The sequence below is a fragment of the Acinetobacter sp. Tr-809 genome, from assembly GCF_011753255.1.
Classification (GTDB): Bacteria; Pseudomonadota; Gammaproteobacteria; order Pseudomonadales; family Moraxellaceae; genus Acinetobacter.
In genome coordinates this window covers 66,799-92,129 of the sequence record NZ_VWVZ01000005.1, presented here as the reverse complement: position 1 = coordinate 92,129, position 25,331 = coordinate 66,799, and the positions used below count along the sequence as shown (strand labels likewise).

General features: G+C 40.9%; 24 protein-coding genes. 10 read left to right on the top strand and 14 right to left on the bottom strand.

Annotated elements, in window-relative coordinates; translation table 11 throughout:
* Positions 1-32 precede the first annotated feature (32 nt).
* A complete protein-coding gene (locus tag F3J02_RS12190; RefSeq protein WP_167249650.1) occupies positions 33-950 on the bottom strand; it encodes a patatin-like phospholipase family protein in 918 nt (305 codons plus the stop codon).
* A 62-nt stretch (positions 951-1,012) separates the two neighbouring features.
* A complete protein-coding gene (locus F3J02_RS12185; RefSeq protein ID WP_167249648.1) occupies positions 1,013-1,639 on the bottom strand; it encodes a lysophospholipid acyltransferase family protein in 627 nt (208 codons plus the stop codon).
* Between the two features lie 144 nt (positions 1,640-1,783).
* On the opposite strand from F3J02_RS12185, the gene F3J02_RS12180 reads away from it, so the two are divergent.
* From F3J02_RS12180 to F3J02_RS12160, 5 genes are all read left to right on the top strand, one after another.
* Positions 1,784-3,031 carry an MFS transporter gene (locus F3J02_RS12180; RefSeq protein ID WP_167249646.1) on the top strand — a complete coding sequence of 416 codons (1,248 nt, stop codon included), beginning with the start codon at positions 1,784-1,786 and terminating at the stop codon, positions 3,029-3,031.
* Between the two features lie 347 nt (positions 3,032-3,378).
* A complete protein-coding gene (locus F3J02_RS12175; RefSeq protein WP_167249644.1) occupies positions 3,379-4,503 on the top strand; it encodes a porin in 1,125 nt (374 codons plus the stop codon).
* 270 nt (positions 4,504-4,773) lie between these two features.
* Positions 4,774-6,411, top strand: a complete 1,638-nt coding sequence (locus F3J02_RS12170; protein WP_167249642.1) for a phosphoethanolamine transferase — start codon at positions 4,774-4,776, stop codon at positions 6,409-6,411.
* Positions 6,412-6,425: 14 nt separating this feature from the next.
* A complete protein-coding gene (locus tag F3J02_RS12165; protein ID WP_167249640.1) occupies positions 6,426-7,103 on the top strand; it encodes a response regulator transcription factor in 678 nt (225 codons plus the stop codon).
* A gap of 4 nt (positions 7,104-7,107) precedes the next feature.
* A complete protein-coding gene (locus tag F3J02_RS12160; protein WP_167249638.1) occupies positions 7,108-8,451 on the top strand; it encodes an ATP-binding protein in 1,344 nt (447 codons plus the stop codon).
* Between the two features lie 19 nt (positions 8,452-8,470).
* On the opposite strand, the gene F3J02_RS12155 is transcribed toward F3J02_RS12160, so the two are convergent.
* The 11 genes from F3J02_RS12155 to F3J02_RS12105 all read right to left on the bottom strand — a co-directional run bounded on the left by F3J02_RS12155 (position 8,471) and on the right by F3J02_RS12105 (position 19,369).
* The gene (locus tag F3J02_RS12155; protein ID WP_167249636.1) at positions 8,471-9,280 is read right to left on the bottom strand and encodes a lipopolysaccharide kinase InaA family protein; all 810 of its coding nucleotides are present in this window, start codon (positions 9,278-9,280) and stop codon (positions 8,471-8,473) included.
* Between the two features lie 61 nt (positions 9,281-9,341).
* Positions 9,342-10,058: a phosphatase PAP2 family protein gene (locus F3J02_RS12150; RefSeq protein ID WP_167249634.1), complete on the bottom strand. Its 717-nt coding sequence runs from the start codon at positions 10,056-10,058 to the stop codon at positions 9,342-9,344.
* Between the two features lie 188 nt (positions 10,059-10,246).
* A complete protein-coding gene (locus F3J02_RS12145; RefSeq protein WP_171526129.1) occupies positions 10,247-10,972 on the bottom strand; it encodes an amino acid ABC transporter ATP-binding protein in 726 nt (241 codons plus the stop codon).
* A gap of 14 nt (positions 10,973-10,986) precedes the next feature.
* On the bottom strand, positions 10,987-11,670 hold the full coding sequence (locus tag F3J02_RS12140) for an ABC transporter permease subunit (RefSeq protein ID WP_167249630.1): 684 nt from the start codon (positions 11,668-11,670) through the stop codon (positions 10,987-10,989).
* 1 nt (position 11,671) lies between these two features.
* The gene (locus tag F3J02_RS12135; protein WP_159886682.1) at positions 11,672-12,415 is read right to left on the bottom strand and encodes an amino acid ABC transporter permease; all 744 of its coding nucleotides are present in this window, start codon (positions 12,413-12,415) and stop codon (positions 11,672-11,674) included.
* 76 nt (positions 12,416-12,491) lie between these two features.
* Entirely contained in the window at positions 12,492-13,436 is a 945-nt protein-coding gene (locus F3J02_RS12130; protein ID WP_167249628.1) for a transporter substrate-binding domain-containing protein, read from the bottom strand.
* 436 nt (positions 13,437-13,872) lie between these two features.
* Complete coding sequence (locus F3J02_RS12125) at positions 13,873-15,060, bottom strand: ammonium transporter (RefSeq protein ID WP_167249625.1); 1,188 nt, start codon at positions 15,058-15,060, stop codon at positions 13,873-13,875.
* 355 nt (positions 15,061-15,415) lie between these two features.
* Positions 15,416-16,825: a short-chain fatty acid transporter gene (locus tag F3J02_RS12120; RefSeq protein ID WP_151715045.1), complete on the bottom strand. Its 1,410-nt coding sequence runs from the start codon at positions 16,823-16,825 to the stop codon at positions 15,416-15,418.
* A 131-nt stretch (positions 16,826-16,956) separates the two neighbouring features.
* Positions 16,957-17,598 (bottom strand): CoA transferase subunit B, encoded by a 642-nt coding sequence (locus F3J02_RS12115; RefSeq protein WP_167249623.1) that lies wholly within the window; start codon positions 17,596-17,598, stop codon positions 16,957-16,959.
* A gap of 2 nt (positions 17,599-17,600) precedes the next feature.
* The gene (locus F3J02_RS12110) at positions 17,601-18,305 is read right to left on the bottom strand and encodes a CoA transferase subunit A (RefSeq protein WP_004652254.1); all 705 of its coding nucleotides are present in this window, start codon (positions 18,303-18,305) and stop codon (positions 17,601-17,603) included.
* A 179-nt stretch (positions 18,306-18,484) separates the two neighbouring features.
* Complete coding sequence (locus F3J02_RS12105) at positions 18,485-19,369, bottom strand: LysR family transcriptional regulator (protein WP_004803082.1); 885 nt, start codon at positions 19,367-19,369, stop codon at positions 18,485-18,487.
* A gap of 505 nt (positions 19,370-19,874) precedes the next feature.
* Here F3J02_RS12105 and F3J02_RS12100 point away from each other — a divergent pair.
* Positions 19,875-21,299, top strand: a complete 1,425-nt coding sequence (locus F3J02_RS12100; protein WP_216076278.1) for a GntP family permease — start codon at positions 19,875-19,877, stop codon at positions 21,297-21,299.
* Between the two features lie 70 nt (positions 21,300-21,369).
* Entirely contained in the window at positions 21,370-22,155 is a 786-nt protein-coding gene (locus F3J02_RS12095; RefSeq protein ID WP_167249621.1) for a 3-hydroxybutyrate dehydrogenase, read from the top strand.
* Positions 22,156-22,219: 64 nt separating this feature from the next.
* Here F3J02_RS12095 and F3J02_RS12090 read toward each other — a convergent pair whose 3' ends face one another.
* On the bottom strand, positions 22,220-22,828 hold the full coding sequence (locus tag F3J02_RS12090; protein WP_167249619.1) for a hypothetical protein: 609 nt from the start codon (positions 22,826-22,828) through the stop codon (positions 22,220-22,222).
* 163 nt (positions 22,829-22,991) lie between these two features.
* Between F3J02_RS12090 and F3J02_RS12085 the strand changes: the two genes are divergently transcribed.
* From F3J02_RS12085 to F3J02_RS12075, 3 genes are all read left to right on the top strand, one after another.
* A complete protein-coding gene (locus F3J02_RS12085; RefSeq protein WP_167250086.1) occupies positions 22,992-23,579 on the top strand; it encodes a hypothetical protein in 588 nt (195 codons plus the stop codon).
* A 103-nt stretch (positions 23,580-23,682) separates the two neighbouring features.
* A complete protein-coding gene (locus F3J02_RS12080) occupies positions 23,683-24,702 on the top strand; it encodes a molecular chaperone DnaJ (protein ID WP_167249617.1) in 1,020 nt (339 codons plus the stop codon).
* A gap of 122 nt (positions 24,703-24,824) precedes the next feature.
* Positions 24,825-25,199 carry an endonuclease domain-containing protein gene (locus tag F3J02_RS12075; protein ID WP_167249615.1) on the top strand — a complete coding sequence of 125 codons (375 nt, stop codon included), beginning with the start codon at positions 24,825-24,827 and terminating at the stop codon, positions 25,197-25,199.
* The last annotated feature ends 132 nt before the right edge of the window (positions 25,200-25,331 follow it).

Sequence of the window (25,331 nt, the reverse complement as noted above, 5' to 3'; positions counted from 1 at the left end):
TTTTAGAGAACAACAGCCCTTGTGGTGGGTTTTTAGAATTTAGACTTTGGCGCAGGCTTAAGGGCTGCAGGAGAGTTTTTAAATGTGGTAATCGCATTCCGAATCGCAGTGATCTTGGCTTGAGCTGCTTTTTCACCTTCTAGAATTGCTTCATTACTCGATTTAAGATCAAGTGCACCAAGATGCCCAACTTTTGGTTGAATCACAACCGTGGCTTGATTGAGTTCTTCATTAATACTTTGTTGTCCCATAATGTTAATGGTTTGGTCTAATAGGCCCCACATACTCAATGGTTTACCACCGACCGGACGTGCAGAGATATCCACTGCAATCACAATATCAGCCCCCATGTCTTTGGCTGTTTTCACAGGGATTGGGCTGACTAGACCACCATCGACGTATTTGGTATTACCAATCACCGCAGGCACAAACACGTTTGGAATACTACAAGAAGCACGTACGGCTTGACCTGCATTGCCTTTAATAAACTCAGCTTTTTTACCACTATCTAAACGTGTTGCAACGGCGGCAAAACGGATTGGAAACTGCTCAATCGGTTTATTGCCAACTTGTGTATTTACATAGTTCTGTAGTTTTTGACCGAGAATAATGCCTTGACTATTTAATGTTAAATCACGCAAATCAGACTCTTGCAGTTTCAATGCAAGGTTTTGCATTTGATAAGGTGTTTGCCCGCTAGCATAAATACTACCCACAAAACTGCCCGCACTGGTACCTGTCACGATTTTGGCTTTAATACCATGAGACTCCAAAACTTTGATCACACCAATATGGGCAAAGCCTTTGGCACCACCGCCTCCCAAAGCAAGTGCGATGACAGGTTCACGTGCTTTAATTGCTGTTGTAGAGGGAGTTTTTTTCGCTGTTTGATCACAACCAAATAAAGCGAGACTAAGGACGGCCAAGCAAGACAGTCGAGCAATTTTCATATCAGGTGCAGATAAAATGAACAAAAAGATGGGCACATCAGAGCAGATTTGCCCTTATTTTTCTAGTTTTTTTTCACAAGTTTTTGTAAGGGTTCAGCCAGCCAATCCGGATTCTTTGGTGAGAAATGTCCCACATAGCGTTGCATGATTTGCTCTAGATCTTGTTGATAGTGACCTGTCGGGGTAAAAGCGCCTAAGCAATAAATGGTTTTATGATCGTAATCGAAGGCAAACATTACGATGGGAATCCCTGCAGCATGCGCAATATGATAAAAACCACTTTTCATTTTCTCAGCTTTTTTACGGGTACCTTCAGGTGCCATCCCGATCCAGATTTTATCGTGCGCATGAATCGTGGCAACAACCTGTTCTGTCAGTCCGTGTGCGCTGTCGCGACGGACAGGAATCAGCCCAGCCCAATTTAATAACGGCTGAAATGGTGGTTTGAACAGACTATCTTTGCCCAAGACTGTAATTTTTAAACCTAAACCGCCAATGGCTAAAAAGCCATACCAACCGTCAATATTAGAGGTATGTGGGGAGATAATCGCGACGGCTTTGGGTAAGTTTGGTATTTCACCAATGACTGTCCAGCCTTGTCCAAGAAAAAGTTTTTTACACAAGGCACGGCTATAAGCAGTGCCACGTTGCGGAACTAGCGGAGGTAAATCAGGGAAATGTTGTGGCATAAATCACGATATGTAATGACAACTACAATTATGTTAAACGCTCATTACATGTACTGCATTGGCAAAAAATAAGATTTTATTGCCATGTAGATGAAAGGATTAGATACTTGAGCAACTTCATCATATAGCCATGGAAAACTCAAAATGCCTAATCTTAGACAGATTTACATTTTATTGTTTTCTTTGTATTGGGCGCAGGGTTTGCCTGTTGGTTTTATGACGCATGCATTGCCCGTAATTTTAAGAACACAGGGCGTATCGTTGGCACATATTGGTGGCTTTGGCTTACTCATGTTGCCTTGGTCAATTAAGATTTTTTGGGCGGCCTATGTAGATCGTTTTGCTTTATCGACATTAGGACATTACCGTAGCTGGATCATTCCAACGCAACTGTGCAGCGTTGTTATTCTGATTATTTTATCTTTTTTCCCTATTCATGCTTTGGATCAGCCGAGTTATCTGCTGATTTTCTTTGCGCTGCTGCTTTTGATAAATTTAACTGGTGCAACTCAGGATATTGCTACAGATGGTCTAGCTGTCAACTTACTTAAAAGTGATCAGCAACATTGGGGTAATACCTTTCAGGTAATTGGATCGCGCTTAGGTTTTATTGTCGGTGGGGGAGCTGTACTTTGGTGCTTGGATTGGCTGCATTGGCAAAAAACCTTTCTGGCTTTGGCTGTATTGGTTTTTATCAACACATTACCTGTTTTGTTTTATCCTGAGCCGCGGCATGAAAGTAAAGCCGCCCTAAATAAAGCAAACTCTCAATCTTTTACTCAGGTAATTAAAGCTTACTTAAATTATTTTCAGTCTTCTTCTGAATTAAAAGCATGGCTGCTGGTGTTGATCAGTTTTAAAGTGGCTGATGGTATGGCAGGACCTCTATTAAAACCATTGATGGTCGATATGGGATTAAATTTCACTCAGATTGGTGTGTTTATTACCATGTTTGGTGCTGTGGCTGCCTTATTGGGTGCTGGCATTGCTGGGCTATTATTGAAGCATTATTCCCGAGTACATTGCCTACTTATATTTTCCTTTTTTAAAATCATGAGCTTAGGTGGATATACAGTTCTTGCTTATCATTATGAAGCTCAAAATCACATTACACCAATTTGGCTTTATGTTGTGAATGCATTTGAAGATGCCTGTTCAGCGATGTTGCTGGTGGTGATGCTGACACTAGTTATGCAGTACAGCCGTAAACAATTTGCAGGTACTGACTTTACTTTCCAAGTATCCATCATGGCAACGATAAGTGGCTTACTCTATTTATTCAGTGGCGTGATTGGAGATTGGCTGGGCTATTATCGTTATTTGATCGTGATTTGTATCGTTTCTATCCTATGTTTATGTCCAATTTTTTATTGGAAAAATAAAGCAAGATGAAGATCACTTTTTATTACAATTTTTGTGTTAAACAGACCTATTCTGAAACAACTGAGCGTGCTTAAAGTAGGACTTATCTATAGATTATAAGTTTTTTGTCGGATTTTTGAATTTTTTGAATATAGAGGGGTGGGTGAATAATAATCAAGAAAATATTGGTTTAATTGATTGATATTTAAATTAAATTACTCATAAATAAAAGTGTGGAATGATTCAATAAAAACAATAAGTGTGTGTACAAAAATTAAACTTTAGTCGAAATAGGAATAAATTAATAAGATTTTAATCGTTTTGTCATATAAAGTTAATGTGTAGGATTTGTTACAAATTTAACCAGGATGTAAACAATGAAAATCAAAATTGTAACAGCAGCAGTGCTTAGTTTACTTGCAACAACCACTTTTGCAGCACCAACATTTTATGGCGAGATCGATGCCAGTGTTGATTATTTACCAGAAAAAAATGCAAAAAAATCAAATAAAGATGTTTGGGAAATTAGCTCAAACAGTTCATTCCTTGGACTTAAAGGCGATGAAAAACTGACTGAACGCTTAAGCGCAGTTTATGCAATTGAGTGGGCATTTAATGCCGATGGTGATGGCGATGATTGGAGCAAGCGTAACCGTTTTGTCGGTTTAAAAGATGCGCAATTGGGTACCTTGAAAATTGGTGCGCATGATACGCCAGTAAAACAATTATCAAGTGTGGTTGATACGTTTAATAACTATGTTGCTAACAAAGCCGATATCACAGGTATTTTTACAGGTGAAAACCGTGTTTCGAACGTTGTTGTGTATGAGTCTCCAGCGCTTAAGTTATTAGATGGTGCATTTAAGTTTAATGCTTTATTGGCTACTGGTGAGTCGAGTGGTATTAAATCAGATAAGGGCGTTGTTAAAACTGCAGGTCGCGGTTTAGGCGATGCATGGTCAGCATCTGTTACCTATGAAAACCCATTGGTGGTTGCTGGTATCGGTTATGATAAAGCCATTCCAAGTAACTTCTTGGGTCGCGGTTTCTTAAATGCAGCTGAGCCGAAACTTGGATCAGCGCCAGCAGCGGCAGATACTTTTGCAGCGGCAAATACCGTACGTGCAATTGGTAAAGTAACGCCGATTGATGGTTTGGCATTAAAAGCTCTATATCAAACTTCTGAAGTTGAAAAAGCAGCTGGCAATGGTAATGGTGTGCTTACAGATAATATTGACGATGCACAAGGTTGGTTAGTGGGTGCGGAATATAATATCCCACAAGCAAAAAACTGGACGGTGAAGGGGCAATATAGCCAAAATGATACGAGCTTTAAAAACAATACAGCCGACTTTAAAGCAAAACAAATTATTGCAGGTGCTGACTATGCTTTTAACAAACAAGTTAAAACTTATGGTTATGCAGGTTATCTAACGCTTGAACAAGCAAGCAAAAAGGATAAACAACCTGTTGCAGGCTTAGGTTTAGAATTCAAATTCTAAGCTGCTGTCATTCAAAAAAAGCCCTTTAAGTTTGCTTAAAGGGCTTTTTTGCTTATATTGGGTCGTAATAAGAAAAAAACATAATCATCATAAAATTTATTTCATCAACTATAAAAATATAATCAGTGCTTTTAGATTGTATGGTTCATCCTATTTTTGAACAAAGCAATTCAGCAATTCTGCACACTTATTACAAGGTTTAAGTGATTTTTAAGTTTTTATTCTTATTTTAAAAAAAGCAAAGAAAATTATTTTTAGACTGTGATGCCTATGTTGCTACAAAAAGCCATGCCTAGATCGATTTCACTTCTGACCTTCAATGTGCTACTTGCAATTTGGTTGGGTGTATTTCTCAATATTGCATTTTATCAAAAGATGCAAGCATTAACGCCTTATACAGGACTTAAGGCTGGGCTATTTGTGGTTGCTTCAGTGGGTGTCGTGACAGCCTTGTATTTATTTGCGTTACAGATTTTAAATTGGAAATGGACGGCAAAGCCAATTGCAATTGCTTTGATATTTATTGGTGGTTTTGCAGCCTATGCGGTGAACACTCTAGGCGTTTGGATTACTGCTGACCAAATTCAAAATATGATGCAAACCAATATTGCTGAGGCTCGCGATACTTGGTCTTGGCGTTTAGTGGTTTGGGTCATCGGGATGATCATTCTACCGATTTTGGTGATTCTAAAAGTTCAGTTAAAGCCAGAGTCTAGGGGGAGACAAGTCTTTAAAAAAATAATGGCATCGCTGGTTTCTTTAACGCTTGTTGGTGGTTTGCTATTTATTTTCTATGTCGATTTTGCTGCAATCTTTCGTGAAAATCGTGATTTGAAAGGGATGATTTCCCCGCAAAATATGATTGCTGCATCGGTATCTTATTATAAAAAGAAAGCACCTAAAGAGAATTTACCTCTGGTGCATTACGGTGAAGATGCACAAGTTTCTCAAACTCCAAAAGGTGCACCTAAACTGATGGTGCTGGTGGTTGGTGAAACAGCACGTGCAGAAAATTTTTCTTTGAATGGTTATGCAAAAGAGACCAATCCTAAATTATCTAAACAAGATATTTTGAATTTCTCTCAGGTTAGCTCATGTGGTACAGCAACGGCAGTGTCCGTACCATGTATGTTCTCAGGTATGCAAAGGGTGGATTATGATGAGCGGTTGGCTAGCCATAGAGAAGGGCTACTGGATATTGCAAAACGTGCGGGTTACCAAGTCACTTGGATTGATAACAATTCAAGTTGTAAGGGGACATGTGATCGGATTGGAGAATATAAAATTCCAGAATCGATCAAGCAGAAATGGTGTAAGGATGGTGAATGTCTGGACGACATTTTGATTGATAGCCTGAAAGCTTATCTCGAAACGATTCCAAAAGATGATAAACGTCCGCAATTGGTGGTCTTGCACCAAATGGGGAGTCATGGTCCAGCTTACTATAAACGTGCACCTGAGGAGTTTCGTGTGTTTAAGCCAACGTGTGATACCAATGCGATTCAGGGATGCACTCAAGAAGCTTTAATCAATACTTATGACAATACCTTGCTTTATACTGATTATGTTCTAGATTCATTGATCAATACATTAAAAAATACTACGCAATATCAAACAGGCTTGTGGTATTTATCTGATCATGGTGAATCAACGGGTGAAAGTGGGATGTATTTGCATGGCGCGCCTTATGCGATTGCACCGAGCCAACAGACACATGTTCCGATGTTGATGTGGTTTTCTAGTGTATGGCAGCAACAGGCAAGCAAGCAAATCAAATGCTTAGCGCAACAAAGTAAAAATAAACTCAGTCAGGATAATTTATTCCCAACCATGCTCAGTTTGCTTGATATTAAAACTAAAGTAATTAATCCTAAAGATGACATGTTACAAACATGTCCTAAGCCATAAGGTGAAGTGAAATCATGACCAAGATCTTGATGATAGAAGATGATTTTATGATTGCAGAGTCAACATTGACTTTATTGCGATATCATCAGTTTGAAGTGGAATGGGTCAACAATGGGGTAGATGGATTAGCTTTGCTGACCAAGCAGGCTTTTGATTTGGTTCTGTTGGATTTGGGTCTTCCTTTAATGGATGGAATGCAAATTCTCAAGCAAATTCGTCAACGTAGTACTGTACCTGTATTGATTATCTCTGCGCGTGACCAGCTACAAAACCGTGTTGATGGTTTAAATCAAGGTGCGGATGATTATCTGATCAAGCCTTATGAGTTTGATGAACTACTTGCACGAATCAATGCCTTGTTGCGCCGTGGTAGCGTAGAAACGGCACAATTGAAAAGTCAGTCGCAATTGTTAAAAAGTGGCGAGTTGACATTAGATGTTGAACAACACTTGGCGACTTTTAAAGGACAACAGATCGAACTTTCTAATCGAGAGTGGGCGATTCTGATTCCAATGGTTTCTCATCCAAACAAAATTTTCTCGAAAGCCAATCTTGAAGATAAGTTGTATGATTTTGATAGTGAAGTGACCAGTAATACCATTGAAGTCTATGTACACCACTTGCGTGCCAAACTTGGAAAAGACTTTATTCGTACGATTCGTGGTTTAGGTTATCGTTTGGGGCAAGCTTAAATTTATGAAAACAGCTCAGCATTATTCGCTCAAGAAAAGACTGATTTGGGGCACTTCCATTTTCAGTATTGTACTGGGCTGTTTTTTGGTTTTAGCGGCATATAAAATTTCATTACATGAGGTCGATGAAATTTTAGATACCCAAATGCAGTATATGGCGGAACGTTCAAGCTCTCATCCTGTAACGCCTATGGCGAGTCGCGTGGAGTTACATCGAGCTTATCACGAAGAAGATTTGCTGATTGATATCTGGGCTTATAAAGATCAAAGCCATTTATGGCATCAGACACATCTTTTAGTCCCTCCTGTGAAGCAAGCAGGTTTTTATACCCAGAACACACCGCAAGGAAAATGGCGTGTTTATGTGATCCCATTAAAAGATTATCAGATTCAGGTCAGCCAGCAAGAAGAGGTTCGCCATGCCTTTGCTTGGGAATTGGCTGGGAGTATGTTTGTTCCTTATCTACTCCTATTACCGATTGCGATTTTAGTTTTAGCATTTATTATCAGTTTAAGTTTAAAACCCTTGGACGATTTTAAAGAGGAACTTACACAGCGTGATTCGGATGGCTTGTCGCCTATCGATGTTAAAGATTATCCGCAAGAACTGTTGCCAACCATTGAAGAAATGAATCGTCTATTTGAACGCATTCAGCATGCTCAGACTGAACAAAAGCAATTTATTGCCGATGCCGCACATGAACTTAGAACACCTGTGACTGCGCTGAATTTACAGACAAGAATTCTGATGAGTCAGTTTCCAGAACATGAGGCTTTGCAAAATCTGAGTAAAGGTTTAGCCCGTATTCAACATTTAGTCACTCAGCTTTTGGCATTGGCTAAACAGGATGTTGCTCTGAGTCTGATTGAACCCAATACAAACTTCAGATTAAATGATGTTGCACTCAATTGTGTTGAGCAATTGGTGAATTTGGCCATGCAAAAGGAAATTGACTTAGGTTTCGAGCGCAATGAGCCGATTGAAATGCAGAGCCTCGAATCAACCGTGCATTCGATTATCTTTAACTTAATTGATAATGCAATTAAGTACACCCCAAGCCAAGGTGTTATCAATATTTCAGTGTATAGCGATACCGATAATTTTGCCTATGTCCAAATTGAAGACAGTGGTGCGGGGATTGATCCTGAACAATATGACAAAGTGCTCAAACGTTTTTATCGCGTACATCATCACTTAGAAGTGGGGAGTGGACTTGGACTTTCGATTGTAGACAAAGCCACTCAGCGTTTGGGTGGGATTTTAACTTTATCTCGAAGTATTGAATTAGGTGGTTTAAGTGTGTTGGTCAAATTGCCAAAAAAACTTGCCCATCATGAGCTACATTAAATAATGAGCAAAAGTACCATTAGCCATTGCTACGTTCTGCTTGTTCTTTGAGATAACGCAGAAACAGCACACATTTTTGAATACGTTTGCCATCATTGCCCACTTTACTGACATTAAAGCGTAATACCCAATTCAGGCGCTTACCGACTTTGCAAATATCTTTATAGACTTGTATTTCATCTAATAAAGCTTGATAGAGTTGGTGGCTGGCTTGCTCAAGTTGTTCGAATTCAAAATGATAAGCAGTTGAAAAGATAAACAGTAACCAATCGCGCACAAAGCAATCATGTAGGCTCAGAACATCACGAGGATCGGTTTCAAAATCAATAAAAGTAAAATGATTTTCTTGATCAACCAAAATATTCCGAGCAAAGGCTTCGCTCAAATATCCTTGTTGTTGATGTAATTGACTAATCGATTGAATTGCTTGATGAAATAATTGAAACTGTTGTTCAGGATGATCTTTCAAGCTTCCTAACTTTTGATCAAGTTGACTGACAGGGCTCTGGCGCTGTGAACCAACATCCTCCAATAAAATGCCTTTTTTAGAGATAGCTAATACATTTGGTGTAGAAATGCCTAGAGCTTTAAGCTGTTGGATGCGCTTAAACTCACATTGGATTGCGGTTGATCCACCTTGATTTGGAACAGGCGTGATTGAGCCTAAGTTAAATATTTTAGCTAACCATTTCAATGGAGTATATAACCATAAACCATGACGTTCAGATGCTTTTTTAAGCCATACTTTTCGTGAATCTAATTCATAAGATTGAATAGAGTCAGATTGGGTCGTTAAAGTGGATTCTAAAAACGTTTGATAGTCAGACATACGGCAGCAAAAATAATCCTAATGTGAGTGTCAAACGTACTCGTTCTATGAGCACGGGCGTTCACTTTACCACATCAGGCGTCGGGAAAGGTACAGAATTACGATTTGCAACTGCTTGATGATGCTGATAAGTCAATGCATAACAGAGTAAATTAATCACAAAACAAACCCAGGCGGTCCAAAGATTATGACTTAGGAAATGAGCACCACGCATCATTTGGGCCCAACCCATGGCAAAGCCTAGGGTTATACCTGCAATCAGATAAAACCAAGCACGTTGTGTTTGATGTAAGCGATAGGCAAAGAATCCTGTAATCAGCGCAAAGCCTGTACTGGCATGTCCGCCAGGGAAACAATGTCCTTCGGTTGCAGAGAAATCCCAAACAAAACCTGTAGTCGTTGCATGAGTCATATACCATGGGCAGGCTTGGGTAGAATGTGCTTTGAGTAATCCGACAATACAGGTGCAGAGCATACTGACCCAAAACATATAGCCATATTGCCAACGTTGTGGCTTTAGCTTTTCGACTTTAAAAGAGGCACACCATAAAATGAAAAAAACCACATAAACAAGCGTTAATAGTTGTTTGACATAAGTGTGGTTAAGTTTGTCGAGGAACCAATCATTCTTATAAGGAAACGTGCCATGCTGACTCACCCACGGTTGAATCAGGTTTAAGTCAATTGCTCCTCCCACAGGAAACACCCATAACAAAATGAAAAAGCTAATAAAAAGTAAAAAACTCAGCCATAAGAAGAATGGTGTTTTCAATATCATGGAACTGGCTGTTAGGGCTGGATGATGTTCTGATTATTTAATGCCTAGAAGCTTAATTGGCTCTTAAATGAGCCTTAAAAAAGAGTAATGGGTACTCATTGAAAAATAAGATAGGTGATTTATTTTGCAGGGTTTTTAAAATAAAGCAGCCATTTGGCTGCTTTATTTCTACTGTAAAGCAGAACTGATTAGTGCAGGATTTTATTCAGGAATTGCTGTGCACGTTCTCCACGTGGTGAACCAAAAAATTCATCTTTGGAACAGTCTTCTACAATTTTTCCTTGATCCATGAAAATAATGCGATTGGCTACCTGCCGGGCAAAGCCCATTTCATGGGTGACACACATCATGGTCATGCCTTCTTTGGCCAGTCCGACCATCACGTCCAGTACTTCATTGATCATTTCGGGGTCGAGCGCAGAAGTTGGCTCATCAAATAGCATGGCAATTGGATCCATACTAAGGGCACGCGCAATCGCAACGCGCTGTTGCTGTCCACCTGAAAGCTGAGCAGGGTATTTATTGGCATGGGCGCTCAGACCGACACGATCTAGATAAGCCAGTCCCTTTTTGTTTGCTTCCGCTTCGGAACGACCAAGCACTTTGATTTGTGCAATAGTGAGATTTTCGGTAATACTCAAGTGTGGAAATAGTTCAAAGTGCTGGAACACCATACCGACACGACTGCGTAGCTTAGTCATATCTGTTTTGGGTTCGTGAACTGGCACGCCATCGACAAAGATTTTACCTTGTTGAAATGGTTCTAGCCCGTTTACGGTTTTAATCAGGGTTGATTTTCCCGAACCAGATGGGCCACAGACCACGACAACTTCACCTTGACAGATTTGAGTACTACATTCAGTGAGTACCTGAAATTGTTCATACCATTTACTGACATTTTGGAGGTCTATCATTACTTTCTTGTCACTCATACACGTAACCTCCTTTGTAAACGCTTCACTGTGAACGTTGCTAAAGCACTAATGGTGAAATACACCAGTCCTGCAAATAGAATATATTGGGTGAGTAAAGACATTAGATCGCCACGAACATAATTGGTTCTGAAAAAATCTAATAATCCAATGGCATAGACCATAGTTGAATCCTGAAACAGGATAATTGTCTGCTGAAGCAGTAACGGTGTCATTTTTCTGAATGCCTGCGGCAAAATAACCAATCGCATCGACTGGTTGTAATTCATACCCAGCGCATATGCCGCAGCAGCTTGACCTTTGGGGATCGATTGAATACCGGCACGTACAATTTCAGAAAAGTAAGCAGCTTCAAATAGCATAAAGGCCACGATACTTGAAACCAGAGCAGTATCAATGGTCAGGTATTGCCCCGTGATCGCGGTATAAAGAAACGGAACTGCAAAATAGAACCACATCAACACCAACAGCAGGGGAATAGAGCGGAACAGATCCACATAAGCTTGTGCAATCCAATTTAGAATCTTGATCGAAGATAGACGCATCAGGGCCAATATCGTACCAATGGCAATACCACCGATCGTTGCTAGAACAACCACTTTTAAAGTAATGCTGAAACCGTACCAGAGTGCAGGTCCAGACTGCTGTAAATCATTTAGAAAAGAAGTTAACCATTCCATACTACTTTCCTCCTGATATTAAACCAGGAATACGTAGACGTTTTTCCAGCAGGTTCATGGTAAAAATAAGACAAACATTGATCACAATGAATATGATTGTGACATAGGTATAAATTTCGATGGTGTTCTGGGTATATTCACTGATGGTTTTCATCTGTGAAATAATTTCCGCTACCCCAACCAGAGAGGCAACCGAGGTGTTTTTCACGCAGTTGGTCAGCTCTGAACTCAGTGGCGGTAAAATGGTACGAAAAGACTGCGGCAGAATGATATAGCGATACAGTTGTGCCGTGGAAAACCCCATAGCATAGCCTGCATTAATTTGTCCCTTGGGTAAGGCTTCGATACCCGTTCGAACCTGTTCACAAACACGAGCAGCAGTAAATAGCCCGAGCCCAACACTGGCAGAAATCAGGGCTGTGGTATTAGCACCGAGATCATTCATCCACCAGTTTTTGATTGGTGCAGGGAGAAAGTTGGGAACCACATAAAACCAGATAAATAACTGAACAAGTAAGGGCACATTCCTGAACAGGGTGACATAGGCTGTACCAATGGCTCTGGCTGTTTTATTTGGGAGCGTTCGCATAATTCCAAGGATACTGCCGAGAAGCATGGCAATACTCCATGCAACAATAGCAATCACCACAAGCCATCCCAGACCCGTTATTATCCAGCTCAGGTAGGTTGTATCCCCGATACCTGTAGATTGCCACAAAACTCCCCAGTTCCAGCTATACGTCATAATAACTCCTGAGAAGAAGCGGGAGAACATCCACTGTTCCCCGATTCCATAATAAGATTTTGGTTATAAGGACAAATTATTGATCCCGATCATGTGGATTGCTGATTAATGCTTTGAGTTGATCGGACATTGCAAAGTTCAGATTAATGTTCTTTGGCGGAATCGGTTGTTGGAACCATTTTTCATACATTTTGTTGATTTCACCAGAAGCGTAGGTTGCCTTGATGGCATCATCCACGACCTGTTTAAAACCAGTATCGCCTTTACGCAACATACAACCATAGATTTCATGGATTGGCGCGGTACCGACGATATCCCATTGAGTTGGATCTTTGGCTTTGGATTTTTCACCAGCAAGCAGAATATCATCCATCATAAATGCCACAGCACGGCCATTTTGCAGCATCAAGAAAGATTCAGCATGGTCCTTGGCAGAAATAATTTCTCCAATCCCTAGTTCTTGTTGATGTTGACGAATATAACGTTCAGATGTGGTTCCTGCTGTTGTCACCAATTTTTTGCCTTTTAAATCTGAAAAATCTTTAATTCCAGAGTTTTTAGCAGTCAGCAGTCGAGAGCCAACCTCAAAGAAACCAACAGAGAAATCGACTTGCTGCTGTCGTTCTTTATTGTTGGTGGTCGAGCCACATTCCAGATCTACCGTACCATTCGAAACCAATGGAATCCGGTTCTGACTGGTGACGAGGTTATAGCGGATTTTCAGATCCGGCATGTTGAGTTTCTGCTTTAGGGCTTCAACAACTTTAAGTTGTAGATCGTGTGCATAACCTACTGGCTGATTTGGGGTAGAGGCAATATAAGAAAAGGGAATTGATGAATCACGATAACCCAGCACAATCGTGCCAGAGCTTTTGATTTTGTTTAACGTACCAGAGGCGGAAGCACTACCTTCAGCAGCTTTTTCACCTGCAGCGGGCGCTTTATTGTCACTACAGGCACTTAATCCGAGCATCAGAGTGCTTGCACAAAGTAGGGAGGTCATGGTGCGTTTAGGTGTCATATACAAAACTCCTTTTGTATCGTTATGATCGCATTCGTAATTGTTGCGGTTTAACCGTTCATTGTTATGAAAAATAATGTGTTCTTTTTTAATGCATAAAAAATACATTATTTTTCATCTTAATAGACTTCAATACGATTGCTCAAGCGATATTCTTTACCGTTTTGTTAATAGTAACTGTCGATGAATTAAGCAATTTTTAAATGAATGAATTACAGTAAAAATTGCAAGAAACGTAAAGCATAATATGTGCCATGATGGCGATTTAGCTTTGCAATACAACGATAAAAAGCGCTATTGGACTGTGTATTTCAAACGCGGGCGATGACCAATCAATAAGTTCCTTATCTTGCAATGAACCCGTAAATTTGAGTCTATACCTTTTAATATTAGATAAAAAAAGCGACGTTTCCGTCGCTTAAAAAGATTTGAAAAATTAGAACATCGATTCTTCAGAATTCGCTGAAATTTTGTGAATGGAAAGGTCTGCACCACGGTATTCATCTTCTTGAGAAAGGCGAATTCCCATGGTTACTTTGAGTAGACCATACACTAAGAAACCACCTGCAAGTGCAATGACAATACCTAAACTGGTGCCAATAATTTGTGAAATGATGGAAACACCACCTAGACCGCCGAGGGCTTGTTGCCCAAAGATTCCTGCCGCAATACCGCCTAATGCACCACATACACCGTGTAATGGCCATACCCCAAGTACATCATCAACTTTGAGTTTGTTTTGAGTGTAAGTAAATAGGTAAACAAATAGTGCACCCGCAGTAGCACCAATCACCAATGCACCAATTGGGTGCACAATATCTGAGCCCGCACAGATTGCGACCAAGCCAGCCAATGGACCATTGTGTAAGAAACCAGGGTCATTACGGCCCATAAAATTGGCTGCTAAAGTACCACCGACCATTGCCATGAGAGAATTGATTGCAACCAGACCTGAAATCGCTTCAACCCGTTGTGCACTCATCACGTTAAAGCCAAACCAACCCACGATCAGAATCCATGAACCTAAAGCAAGGAATGGAATCGATGATGGTGGATGGGCACTGACACGACCATCATTTTTATAACGACCATGACGAGCACCGAGTAAAATCACCGCAGCAAGGGCAATCCAACCGCCCATGGCATGCACTACAACGGAGCCTGCAAAGTCATGGAAACTTGCACCAAAAGAGTTCTCTAACCACTTTTGTAGGCCATAATTACCATTCCAGATCATGCCTTCAAACAAAGGATAGATCAGTGCCACCAAAATCAATGTTGCAATGGCTTGAGCACGCATTTTGGCACGTTCTGCGATCCCACCCGAAATAATCGCAGGAATTGCAGCAGCAAAGGTCAGTAAGAAGAAACAGCGCATCAGGTTATAGCCATGATCGGCTGCTAAGGTACTGCCAGCGTGGAAAAAGTTTTGACCATATGCAATCCAATAGCCTACAAAGAAATAGGCAATTGCTGAAATGGCAAAATCGGTGAGGATTTTACTCAACGCATTGACTTGGTTTTTATGGCGTACTGTGCCCAATTCCAAGAATGCAAAGCCAGCGTGCATTGCTAATACCAGTACTGCCCCGAGCAGTAAAAAAAATAGATCTACGTTTTGCATAGTGGCGCTCAAAAAAAGTGCTAAATTTTATTTTGGTGCAAATATTTGATTCGTTTTTTGCACCAAAATGGATTTAGTAAATCTAAAAACTCAAGCTATATCGCAACAGCTCAATTTGATGAAATATCTAATGCAAAAAACGCACCAATTTAGAGGTTAAATTATCATTTTGATGAAAAGTGGTGCAATTTGCTTAAAAATAGCACAGTTTTGGGTGTTTCTAAATGAAAGGCGTCGTGGGGGATTTGAATGCAAATGGAGAGATGATTTTTGCTGTGTTCAAGAACAGCTCACGCCACTTTTCATATCCGTAATGTTCAATATAAAAAGCAGCGCTGTGCAATTGTTGCTGGTCTTACATGACAGGTGGGCTATAGCTGAGGGTACGGCCTAAAATCCATAATAAGAACAGTACTAAAGGGAGATGGAACACCAATTGAGTGACGGTAAAACCAATCACATCTTTGGCTTTAAGTTTTAAAATTCCCAACATCGGCAGCATAAAGAAGGGATTGATCAGATTCGGCAATGCTTCTGCCGCATTATAAATCTGTACCGACCAACCTAAATGTACTTGTAAATCATTGGCGGCCTGCATCACATAAGGCGCTTCAATAATCCATTTCCCACCGCCTGATGGCACAAAGAAACCGAGTACCGCAGAGTAGATGCCCATCACAATCGCAAAGGTCTCTTTGGAGGCAATCGAGACAAAGAATTCAGCAATATAGTGCGACAGAGATAAATCCTGACTATTCAGGGCTTGGGTCATAATAAAGGCGATACTGCCATAGAGTGGGAATTGAATTAAAATCCCTGAGACCGCAGGCACCGCTTGACTGACAGCATTGAGAAAATTACGCGGGGTGCGGTGTAGTGCCAGACCCAGCATCAAAAACACAAAGTTATAGGTATTGAGACTGGAAATGGCGATGATTGGATTGGTTTTAGAAAACTCGATAAACATCCAGATCAAGCCTAATGCCACCACAATAATGGTCAAAAGCGGTGAGTTCTCCAACCAATCCCCAGGTCGGGTCGATTTGACTTCGGTCTTTTCCTCTTCTTCAAAACTCAGCTCAAAATCTTGCATGGTTTTGACATTGTCACCTTTCGGTGCAGACCAATAGGCAATCGCAATTGAGACAATCACCAAAATTAGGGTCATCAGCATGGATTGCCACAGGAAGATGGTTTCGGTAAATGGAATGACACCAGTTAAGTTATAGATCGACTCAGGCAGACTGGCTTTATTGGCCTGTAATTGAGCTGCAGAAGAACTGATACCCAGTGCCCACGTTGCACCCATGCCAATGATTGCAGCGGCGGCGGCAGCACGGTAGTCCATCTGTAGTTCTTTACGCTTTGCCAGCGCAATCACCAATAATGCGGTTAAAATGGTACTGACTGCCCAATTGACCAAAGAAATCAATAAACTGACCGTGGCCACCAACACAATGGCACTGCGTCCCGAATGGGGGATACGCGCCATCTTCTGAATCAGTTTTTTCACAGGTGCAGAAACTGAAACGACATAGCCAACAATAATCAGCATGGTCATTTGCAGAGTGAAAGGGATTAAACTCCAAAAACCATTCCCAAAGGAACTCGCCACATCTTGTACCGATGCACCGATACTGATTGCAGCAAAGGAAACGATAATCACACCGAGCAGGGCAAAGATATAAGAGTCAGGAAACCATTTTTCCGACCAGTTACTAATCCGCAGGGCAAACCGTTCTAACAAGGCAGGTTGTTTATTCATGTTTAGCATCCATTTTTAATTTTGTTGTATCTGATTCATTTGTCCTAAATGAATGTGCTGCTCCCGAAAACAGCGAAAAGTGATGCCATTACAGCATCACTTCAACGAGAAAAATAAAAGGGGGTGTAGAGTTAAGCTTTGGCTTCAATCAACAGCTCAACACCTGTGGCAGCTTGAATTTGTTGTTCAGTTACATCCGGTGCCAGTTCAACCAGTTTGATGCCTGCTGAGACAACATCTAAAACGCCCAAGTCGGTAATGATGCGATGTACGACTTTTTGACCTGTGAGCGGTAAGCTGCACTGTTTCACGATTTTAGCGGTGCCGTCTTTGGCATTGTGTTCCATCAGCACCACCACACGTTGAACGCCTGCAACCAAGTCCATCGCGCCGCCCATGCCTTTGACTTTTTTGCCCGGAATCATCCAGTTGGCGAGGTCACCTTGTTCAGAGACTTCCATAGCACCCAGAATGGCGATATTGACGTGGCCGCCACGAATCATGGCAAAGGATTCACTGCTTGAGAAAAATGCCGCACCTGCACGAGCGGTAACCGTTTGTTTGCCTGCATTAATTAAATCAGGATCAAGTTGTTGTTCTGTTGGAAATTCACCAATACCGAGCAGACCATTCTCCGATTGCAACCACACATCCATATCCTCTGGGATGTAGTTGGCAACGAGGGTTGGCAGGCCAATACCAAGATTGACGTAGAAACCATCTTGTAATTCTTGCGCGGCACGTTGTGCCATCTGTTCACGTGTCCATGCCATGATTATGCGTCCTGTGCTTTTAGGGTTTTTTGTTCAATACGTTTTTCTGGGGTGGCATTCAGCACCACCCGATTGACGTAAATGCCCGCTAAATGAATTTCATCTGGATCAAGTTCGCCGATTTCAACAATTTGCTCGACTTCAGCAATGGTGATTTTTCCAGCCATCGCACATTCAGGGTTGAAGTTTTGAGCGGTTTTACGGAATACCAGATTGCCAGCTTTATCCGCCTTATAGGCTTTGACCAGTGCCACATCTGCGGTCAGTGAGGGTTCAAGGATGTAAGTACGACCATTAAATTCACGTTGTTCCTTACCTTCAGCCACCAAGGTGCCTGCACCTGTTGCGGTATAAAAGGCAGGAATACCTGCACCACCAGCGCGTAGTTTTTCGGCTAGTGTGCCTTGAGGTGTGAGTTCAACTTCAAGCTCGCCATTCAAATACTGACGTTCAAATTCTTTATTTTCGCCCACATAAGACGAGATCATTTTTTTAATTTGTCGGGTCTTGAGCAAGACACCCAAGCCAAAATCATCAATGCCTGCATTATTTGAGATACAAGTGAGGCCTGTTACACCTGTTTCTTTCAGTGCTTGGATCAATGCTTCAGGAATACCACATAGGCCAAAACCGCCAACCGCAAATGTCTGTTGATCTTGCACCACATCTTGCAGTGCCAGTGCTGCGGTTGAATAGACTTTATTCATTTTTTTCACCTGTAAATTCCTTGGTTTCTAATAGTTTTAGCACTCAGGGATTATTTACAGAAGTTTAAATTTTTAAAGGATTAATGAGGGAAACTCATTAATACAACAAATTTCATCTATTTCACTCAAAAGAGCAGGATGACGGAGCGAGTCTGTCTTCCTGTAGCGGTCAATCAGGGTTAGCCAAAATCATGTTGTAGCAAGATCTCGATAAACTCGGCTGAGATATTGGAAAGTTCAAAGTCTTTTTTATAGACAATGCCAATCGCTTGCGGCAGTTTACCGTCCTCAATTTCAATTAAGACATTATGCTCCTTGTCGATGAAATTTTGAAAATGGCGGGGTATGGCACTGACCCCCATATCCAATGCCACAAAGCTGGAGAGGGAACTGATTTGATGACATTCGACTTTTAAATCTAAAGTCAGATGGTTTTTGAGACAGTTTTCTTCAATTAGATGCCGAACAATCGAGGGATGCTGCAAGGTCACAAAGGGATTGGCACACAGCTGTTTCCAACTGATCGAATCCGCGCTTGCTAGTGGATGTGTTTTCGGTAAGAGCGCAAGGAAATCTTCCTCAAATAAAGGCTTAAATTCCAGTTGATCATTGCGCGGTGGCTCAAAGCAGATACCAATTTCAAAAATACCATCCTGAACATTTTCCAGTACTTTTTCATTGGGAATATCATGAATGGAAAAGCTGATATTGGGATGTTTGGCTAAAAAACTATGAATCACTTGCGGCAAAATCGCATGCGTGACAAAGGGCATCGAGGCAATGTTCAGGGTGCCGCGATTGAGTTTAAATCGTTGTTTGACGTCTTTTTCCATATCTTCCCAATTGGCCAGTAATTTCTTGGCATAGGGGATTAATGATTTTCCTTCCTGTGTTAGTTCAACCCGACGGGTATTGCGTTTAAACAGCTTGCCGCCCAGTTCTTCTTCCAGTGATTTGATACTTAGACTTAAAGCAGATTGACTGAGATGCAATTCAGCAGAGGCATTTGCATAATTCAGGGTACGAGTCAAAGCCAGAAATGCTTTGAGTTGCTTTAAAGTCATGGTGGACGACCTATGCGGAAAGTTTTTGATTTATATGCTGTAATTTATAAAAAAAACAGCACATTGTGACTGGCATTTTTGTTAATTCGGTGGCGAGAGGCAAGCTGTTTATTTTTAAAAATTTGACATGCGATTATTGATTTATTTTATCTCAATATCGAAAAATGGATTTTAAAAAGAATAAGCTAAATATAATTTGATGAGATTAATGAGTATTTTTGAATAGTTAATTTGTTTTATTAATCAATTAAATTGTTTAATCTTAATTTATTTAAGATATTGATTTTTAATGGTAATTAAAATGATGTATTTTGTTTTAATGGTCTTGTTTTTTGTGATTTTAATGCTATTTTAAAATACGTTTTAGTATGCGTCTTTGCTTTGGATTCTGTACTGCAATATGCAGTATTTTGATTTTATTTATGGTTAGGATAACCACCACACAGTATAAAAAAAATAATTTGGTTGACCCTGACATATATTCTTTGGAATGGAGTAAAAGAATATGTGGGACTTATTTGTCATTCTGCTGTCTTTAGGCTTGCTGATGTACACCGCCTATCGCGGTTTTTCCGTGATCCTCATGGCACCGTTGTGTGCATTATTGGCGGTTTTTCTGATTAACCCCGCCAATGTGCTGCCGTTTTATTCGGGCGTTTTCATGCCGAAAATGGTCAATTTTATTAAAGACTATTTCTTGGTGTTCTTGCTTGGCGCGATCTTTGGCAAAGTGGTCGAAATGTCCGGTATTGCCGAGTCGATTGCCCGCACCATTGTCAATTTAATTGGCGCAAAGAAAGCCATTTTAACCGTGGTTTTACTCGGTGCCATTCTGACTTATAGCGGTGTCAGTCTGTTTGTGGCGGTATTTGCGATTTATCCATTTGCCAATCAGTTGTTCCAACAAGCCAATATTCCAAAACGTTTGATTCCTGGCACTATTGCTTTAGGTGCATTTACATTCACCATGGATGCTTTGCCGGGTACACCCCAAATTCAAAACGTGATTCCAACCACATTCTTTGGCACCAATATTTATGCAGCGCCGTTTTTGGGTGTCATTGGGGCGATCTTCGTCTTGAGCATGGGTCTACTATATTTGGAATCACGTCGTAAAGCTGCGGCTCGTGCAGGTGAAGGCTATGCAGGTTTTGCTGCTGAAGATGCAGTCTCGCAAACGGCAGTCGATATTGAGTCATCAACCCAAAACAATGGTTCAGTACTACGTCAATGTATGGCCTTTGTTCCGTTGATTCTAGTTGCAGTGATGAACCGTTATCTGTCTACGGCCATCAAAGAATGGTACCCAAATGGCTTTGATTTTAATGCAATTGGTCTAGCCAACTACACTGTTGATGTAGCAAAAACTGGGGCGATTTGGGCAGTCGGTTTGGCCTTGATTGTTGGGATTATTGCGGCAATTTTATTTGATTATCAGCGCGTGGTGACCAACTTTAAAGAAGGCGTCAATGCCAGTATCAGTGGTTCATTATTGGCAGTGATGAATACCGCGTCGGAGTATGGTTTTGGTGCGATTATTGCGGCTTTACCGGGCTTTGCTTTGATTAGCCATGCACTCGGTACCACATTTACCAATCCATTGGTCAATGGTGCCGTCACCACGACAGTGCTGGCAGGGATTACAGGTTCGGCATCGGGTGGAATGAGTATTGCCTTGAGTGCGATGGCAGAAATCTATAACGCAGCTATTTTAGCTGCAGGCATTCCACCAGAAGTGATGCATCGTGTGGTAGCGATGGCATCGGGTGGTATGGACACACTTCCACATAATGGTGCAGTGATTACCTTGCTTGCGGTCACAGGCTTAACTCATAAGCAATCTTATAAAGATATTTTTGCGGTCACCATTATTAAAACCTTGGCAGTATTTGTGGTGATTGCTGCATTTACATGGTTCGGTATTGTCTAAGTCGAATTTATTTGAGCTTGTCAGTAATGACTGGTGAGCAATCAAGATCATCAAGAACAGGAGTAGAACAGTGACTCAACAACTCGAAGCCAAAGTGGCCTTTATTACGGGTTCTGCCAGTGGTATTGGATTAGAAATTGCGAAAAAATTTGCTCAGGAAGGCGCGAAAGTAGTGATTTCTGATGTCAATGCAGAGAAATGCCAGCAAGCAGTGGAGCAGTTAAAACAACAAGGTTTTGACGCTTTGTCTGCACCTTGTGATGTAACCGATGAACAGGCTTATAAAGCGGCAATTGATTTGACCACGCAAACTTTCGGACGTTTGGATATCTTGATTAACAATGCGGGTTTTCAGCATGTTGCAGCAATTGAAGACTTCTCCACTGATATTTATCAGAAACTGGTACAGGTGATGCTGACAGGTTCATTTATCGGAATTAAACATGCATTTCCAATTATGAAAGCGCAAAAATATGGTCGTATTATCAATATGTCTTCGATCAATGGCTTGATTGGCTTTGCGGGTAAGGCGGGATATAACAGTGCCAAGCATGGGGTGATTGGTTTAACCAAAGTAGCTGCTTTGGAATGTGCCCGTGACGGCATTACCGTGAATGCATTATGTCCGGGTTATGTGGATACGCCATTGGTGCGTGGGCAAATTGCTGACTTAGCCAAAACCCGTAATGTTAGTCTGGAAAGTGCTTTGGAAGATGTGATTTTGGCGATGGTACCGCAGAAGCGTTTACTCAGTGTTGAAGAAATTGCCGACTATGCGATTTTCCTAGCCAGCAGCAAAGGCGCAGGAATCACAGGACAGGCGGTGGTGATGGATGGTGGTTATACCGCACAGTAATCCGTTTACGTGATTGAAAAAGCCGCTCAATTGGGCGGCTTTTTTATGAAATGAACGTGATGCGTTAGCACAGCGCAATTCGTTTAATTTTTTCATCTGTTAAGAAAAATACAGATGTTGCACAGGTTTCTTCTAAAACATTGACAGAAAGACCATCACCCTTGAACTTTAGATAATGTTTTGGGTCAATTTGCTCATCAGCTAAGATATTTCCATTTTCATCAAAGCGATAATCTTCATCCACGTAAATATCTGTTTTAGGTGCAACTTCAAAAGTTCCGAAAATATCGAGGTCATAATCTTTATCTGTATTTTCGTAGTAATAAACTTTGTTGCTATTTGAGATACGGAATTCAAAGAGATATTTCATTCCTTTTTTATTTGGGTTTTTCAGCACTCGAAAAGTATCCAGATCTTCATCGCCATTAAAATCAATAAACAAAGGCTTTTTGAGATGGGTTGTATCGACTAAATAGCCTTTTGGAAGTGGAGTTGAATTATTGGCGAGATAATCGGATTCGGGGGTAGCGGGAATTAGCACAGGTTCTGATACGGCTTGAGTCTGTTGAGCTGCCCTTTGTGTGGGTTGATCGCTTTCTGATGATGTTTTTGGTTTTTCATTACATCCAGCGAGCAAAATAAATGAGGTGAGCAATAGGACTTTATTCTTCATACAATTCGAGTATTTAAATGATGATGTATATAACCGATTTTAGCTTAAAAGTTGGGCCTGTCATTTTTAATGTTTAATTCAAATTGAGGAGTATGAGAACTCTCTTTAGTCACTCAATTTTTGAGTTAGAATGAATCAGCTTTTAATTCTAATACGACCTCATATGAACAATAAATTCATCAGTTTTTGTCTTATTTCCTTATGTTTAACTCAGTTGAGCCACGCTCAAGCAACGCCATTCAAGACCTATCAATCCGAGCTGTTGCATTGTGGTGAAGCAACTTTTCAAGTGATTTCATCCTGTTTTGATCCCGATGAAGGCGCATTGAGAGGAAGTGGGGGTGTCATGCGTGAATCTTGTCAATCAAGCCATTTGCTGGTGAATTGGAAAGGACAACAAAAGCGGATTGATTTTCCAATTGCAACCGCAGTACAAACGCAGCAATTAAAAAGCAAAGGCTATACGTTGCAAAAAGTGATTCGCCAAGGGGATTGGTCACCACAAAGTTTGGCCTGTGGTCAGGTCAAAGGCATTTCGGGATATTTTGTTGTAGTGAATCAAGCAACCACCAATGATTTGAATCAAGAGTACTTGGGCAAAGGATCACTGAGTGAAGAACCTGTATTACTGAATTTGAATGGCACGATGACCAGTGATGTACTTAGACAAAAAATCTATCCTTTGCTGAAACAAGATAAAGTTAAAATCACCAAAGTCGTTTCAGCCAATGCCTTATTTGGCGATGAGTAAAGCTTAGTTAAGCGATTTGTTTGTCCAAACACGATATTGAAAGTGTTTGCTGACTTTGTTGGTTGATTATTGCTACACTTTTTTATTTTTAGGCGGAAGCATTATGTCCTTTGATCTCAAAGTCAGTTTAAAGCAAAGGGCTGAACCTTCCGCACAGCAGAAGAAGCTGAATCGCCTGATTGATCAAATAGAACAGCAAAAAATCAGCCTTGCCACATGGCAGAATGCCCAAGCCGAGATTCAACAGCATACGCGGCAAAAGCTGATGCCTGTGTATAGTGAATTGCATGAAATCTTGTTTCAGCAGTTAGATCAACTTTGGACACTGTTACAACAGCATGAGTTTTCTAAAGCGGATATGCAGCAACTGGATGAAAAAATTGCCCAGCTTGCACAGATGCTAAAGCGTTCCAAGATGTTGAATGATGAACAGTTAAAGCTCGTCAAACAGATCGATACTTTTTATCAGCAACATGCTCAGCAATTGGCTAAAAAGAATAAAAAAGTACAGTCAGCCAAGTTTGAATCTGATGAAGGTTATGAGCAAAGTGCAGAATTAGATCAAGATGACTTTGAGCAGTATGCTGCCGAGCAACAACAGGCACGTGAACAAGCTAAGCAACTTAGACAGCAGCAGAAACGTGAACAAGCTGAGCAGATGGCAGCGCAATCGTTGAAAACCGTGTATTTAAAAATTGCTGCGACGATTCATCCTGACCGTGAACAAGACGAGACCAAAAAAGAAGAAAAAACTGAGTTGTTCCAGCAGGCAAGTCAGGCTTATGAGCAGCAGGATTTGTTTTATTTGCTCAAGCTTCAATTACAGCTTGAACAGAACAAAGGTGTTGGCGCTAAAGAGCTATCGGCAGAGCAAGTAAAGTTTTATAAACTGGCTCTGGATGCACAGAGTCAGCAGCTTGAAAGTCAAATTGAGGAGATTTTAGATTCTTTTCAATTGGCGAAAAAAGTCAAAGCGGAGCATCTGCATATTAGTGATGTGTATAAAGCCATAGATGCAGATTGTGCTGAGTTAAAGCAACAGTTGAAGTGGGAAAAGGAACGTTTAAAGCATATGAAGAAGGTGAGTGGGGTAGAGATGTTGTTGGAGCATGGGGTGCTTTGATTTTCCCTCACCCCAACCCTCTCCCTGAGGGAGAGGGAGTGGCAATGGATTTTATAGTGGTTGTAATTAGATGATATTCCCTCTCCTTTTAGGAGAGGGCTAGGGAGAGGTGATAACATAAAATGAAACTAGACCCACAGTTATTAGAATTCGCCAAAACTATGCGAAGTAATGCAACTGAGGCAGAACACCTGCTGTGGCAACTACTTCGTGCTAAACGATTTATGAATCTTAAATTTCGCAGACAGCATGTGATTGCCTCCTATATTGTGGATTTTTACTGTCATGAATTGGGTTTGGTGATTGAACTAGATGGCAGTCAGCACGGTACTGATGACGGAAAAGAATATGACGCTGAGCGAACCAAGTTTTTAGAAGCTTTGGATTTAAAAGTGGTGCGGTATTGGAATCATGAGATTTTAAAAAATACTGAGAGAGTTTTAGATGATTTATGGAATGTTTGTTCTTCTTTGAAAAGCAAAAGTACCTCTCCCTAACCCTCTCCTAGAAGGAGAGAGAATATCGCATGTTAGTTATAGGGCAACATTTCGCAACTTGAAAGGCATCTAAACTTAAAACTTGGATTTCTTTTTAACATAAAGGGCTGAATAATCAGCCCTTTATGCAAT

Bases quoted from the DNA above. Each gene is read 5' to 3' on its own strand.
- F3J02_RS12120 (WP_151715045.1), bottom strand. From the start codon at position 16,825: ATGAATAAACAACCTGCCTTGTTAGAACGGTTTGCCCTGCGGATTAGT.
- F3J02_RS12170 (WP_167249642.1), top strand. From the start codon at position 4,774: ATGTTGCTACAAAAAGCCATGCCTAGATCGATTTCACTTCTGACCTTC.
- F3J02_RS12080 (WP_167249617.1), top strand. From the start codon at position 23,683: ATGTCCTTTGATCTCAAAGTCAGTTTAAAGCAAAGGGCTGAACCTTCC.
- F3J02_RS12160 (WP_167249638.1), top strand. From the start codon at position 7,108: ATGAAAACAGCTCAGCATTATTCGCTCAAGAAAAGACTGATTTGGGGC.
- F3J02_RS12145 (WP_171526129.1), bottom strand. From the start codon at position 10,972: ATGATAGACCTCCAAAATGTCAGTAAATGGTATGAACAATTTCAGGTA.
- F3J02_RS12100 (WP_216076278.1), top strand. From the start codon at position 19,875: ATGTGGGACTTATTTGTCATTCTGCTGTCTTTAGGCTTGCTGATGTAC.
- F3J02_RS12085 (WP_167250086.1), top strand. From the start codon at position 22,992: ATGAACAATAAATTCATCAGTTTTTGTCTTATTTCCTTATGTTTAACT.
- F3J02_RS12115 (WP_167249623.1), bottom strand. From the start codon at position 17,598: ATGGCATGGACACGTGAACAGATGGCACAACGTGCCGCGCAAGAATTA.
- F3J02_RS12140 (WP_167249630.1), bottom strand. From the start codon at position 11,670: ATGGAATGGTTAACTTCTTTTCTAAATGATTTACAGCAGTCTGGACCT.
- F3J02_RS12190 (WP_167249650.1), bottom strand. From the start codon at position 950: ATGAAAATTGCTCGACTGTCTTGCTTGGCCGTCCTTAGTCTCGCTTTA.
- F3J02_RS12110 (WP_004652254.1), bottom strand. From the start codon at position 18,305: ATGAATAAAGTCTATTCAACCGCAGCACTGGCACTGCAAGATGTGGTG.
- F3J02_RS12135 (WP_159886682.1), bottom strand. From the start codon at position 12,415: ATGACGTATAGCTGGAACTGGGGAGTTTTGTGGCAATCTACAGGTATC.
- F3J02_RS12105 (WP_004803082.1), bottom strand. From the start codon at position 19,369: ATGACTTTAAAGCAACTCAAAGCATTTCTGGCTTTGACTCGTACCCTG.
- F3J02_RS12150 (WP_167249634.1), bottom strand. From the start codon at position 10,058: ATGATATTGAAAACACCATTCTTCTTATGGCTGAGTTTTTTACTTTTT.
- F3J02_RS12175 (WP_167249644.1), top strand. From the start codon at position 3,379: ATGAAAATCAAAATTGTAACAGCAGCAGTGCTTAGTTTACTTGCAACA.
- F3J02_RS12125 (WP_167249625.1), bottom strand. From the start codon at position 15,060: ATGCAAAACGTAGATCTATTTTTTTTACTGCTCGGGGCAGTACTGGTA.
- F3J02_RS12155 (WP_167249636.1), bottom strand. From the start codon at position 9,280: ATGTCTGACTATCAAACGTTTTTAGAATCCACTTTAACGACCCAATCT.
- F3J02_RS12185 (WP_167249648.1), bottom strand. From the start codon at position 1,639: ATGCCACAACATTTCCCTGATTTACCTCCGCTAGTTCCGCAACGTGGC.
- F3J02_RS12130 (WP_167249628.1), bottom strand. From the start codon at position 13,436: ATGACACCTAAACGCACCATGACCTCCCTACTTTGTGCAAGCACTCTG.
- F3J02_RS12075 (WP_167249615.1), top strand. From the start codon at position 24,825: ATGAAACTAGACCCACAGTTATTAGAATTCGCCAAAACTATGCGAAGT.
- F3J02_RS12090 (WP_167249619.1), bottom strand. From the start codon at position 22,828: ATGAAGAATAAAGTCCTATTGCTCACCTCATTTATTTTGCTCGCTGGA.
- F3J02_RS12180 (WP_167249646.1), top strand. From the start codon at position 1,784: ATGCCTAATCTTAGACAGATTTACATTTTATTGTTTTCTTTGTATTGG.
- F3J02_RS12165 (WP_167249640.1), top strand. From the start codon at position 6,426: ATGACCAAGATCTTGATGATAGAAGATGATTTTATGATTGCAGAGTCA.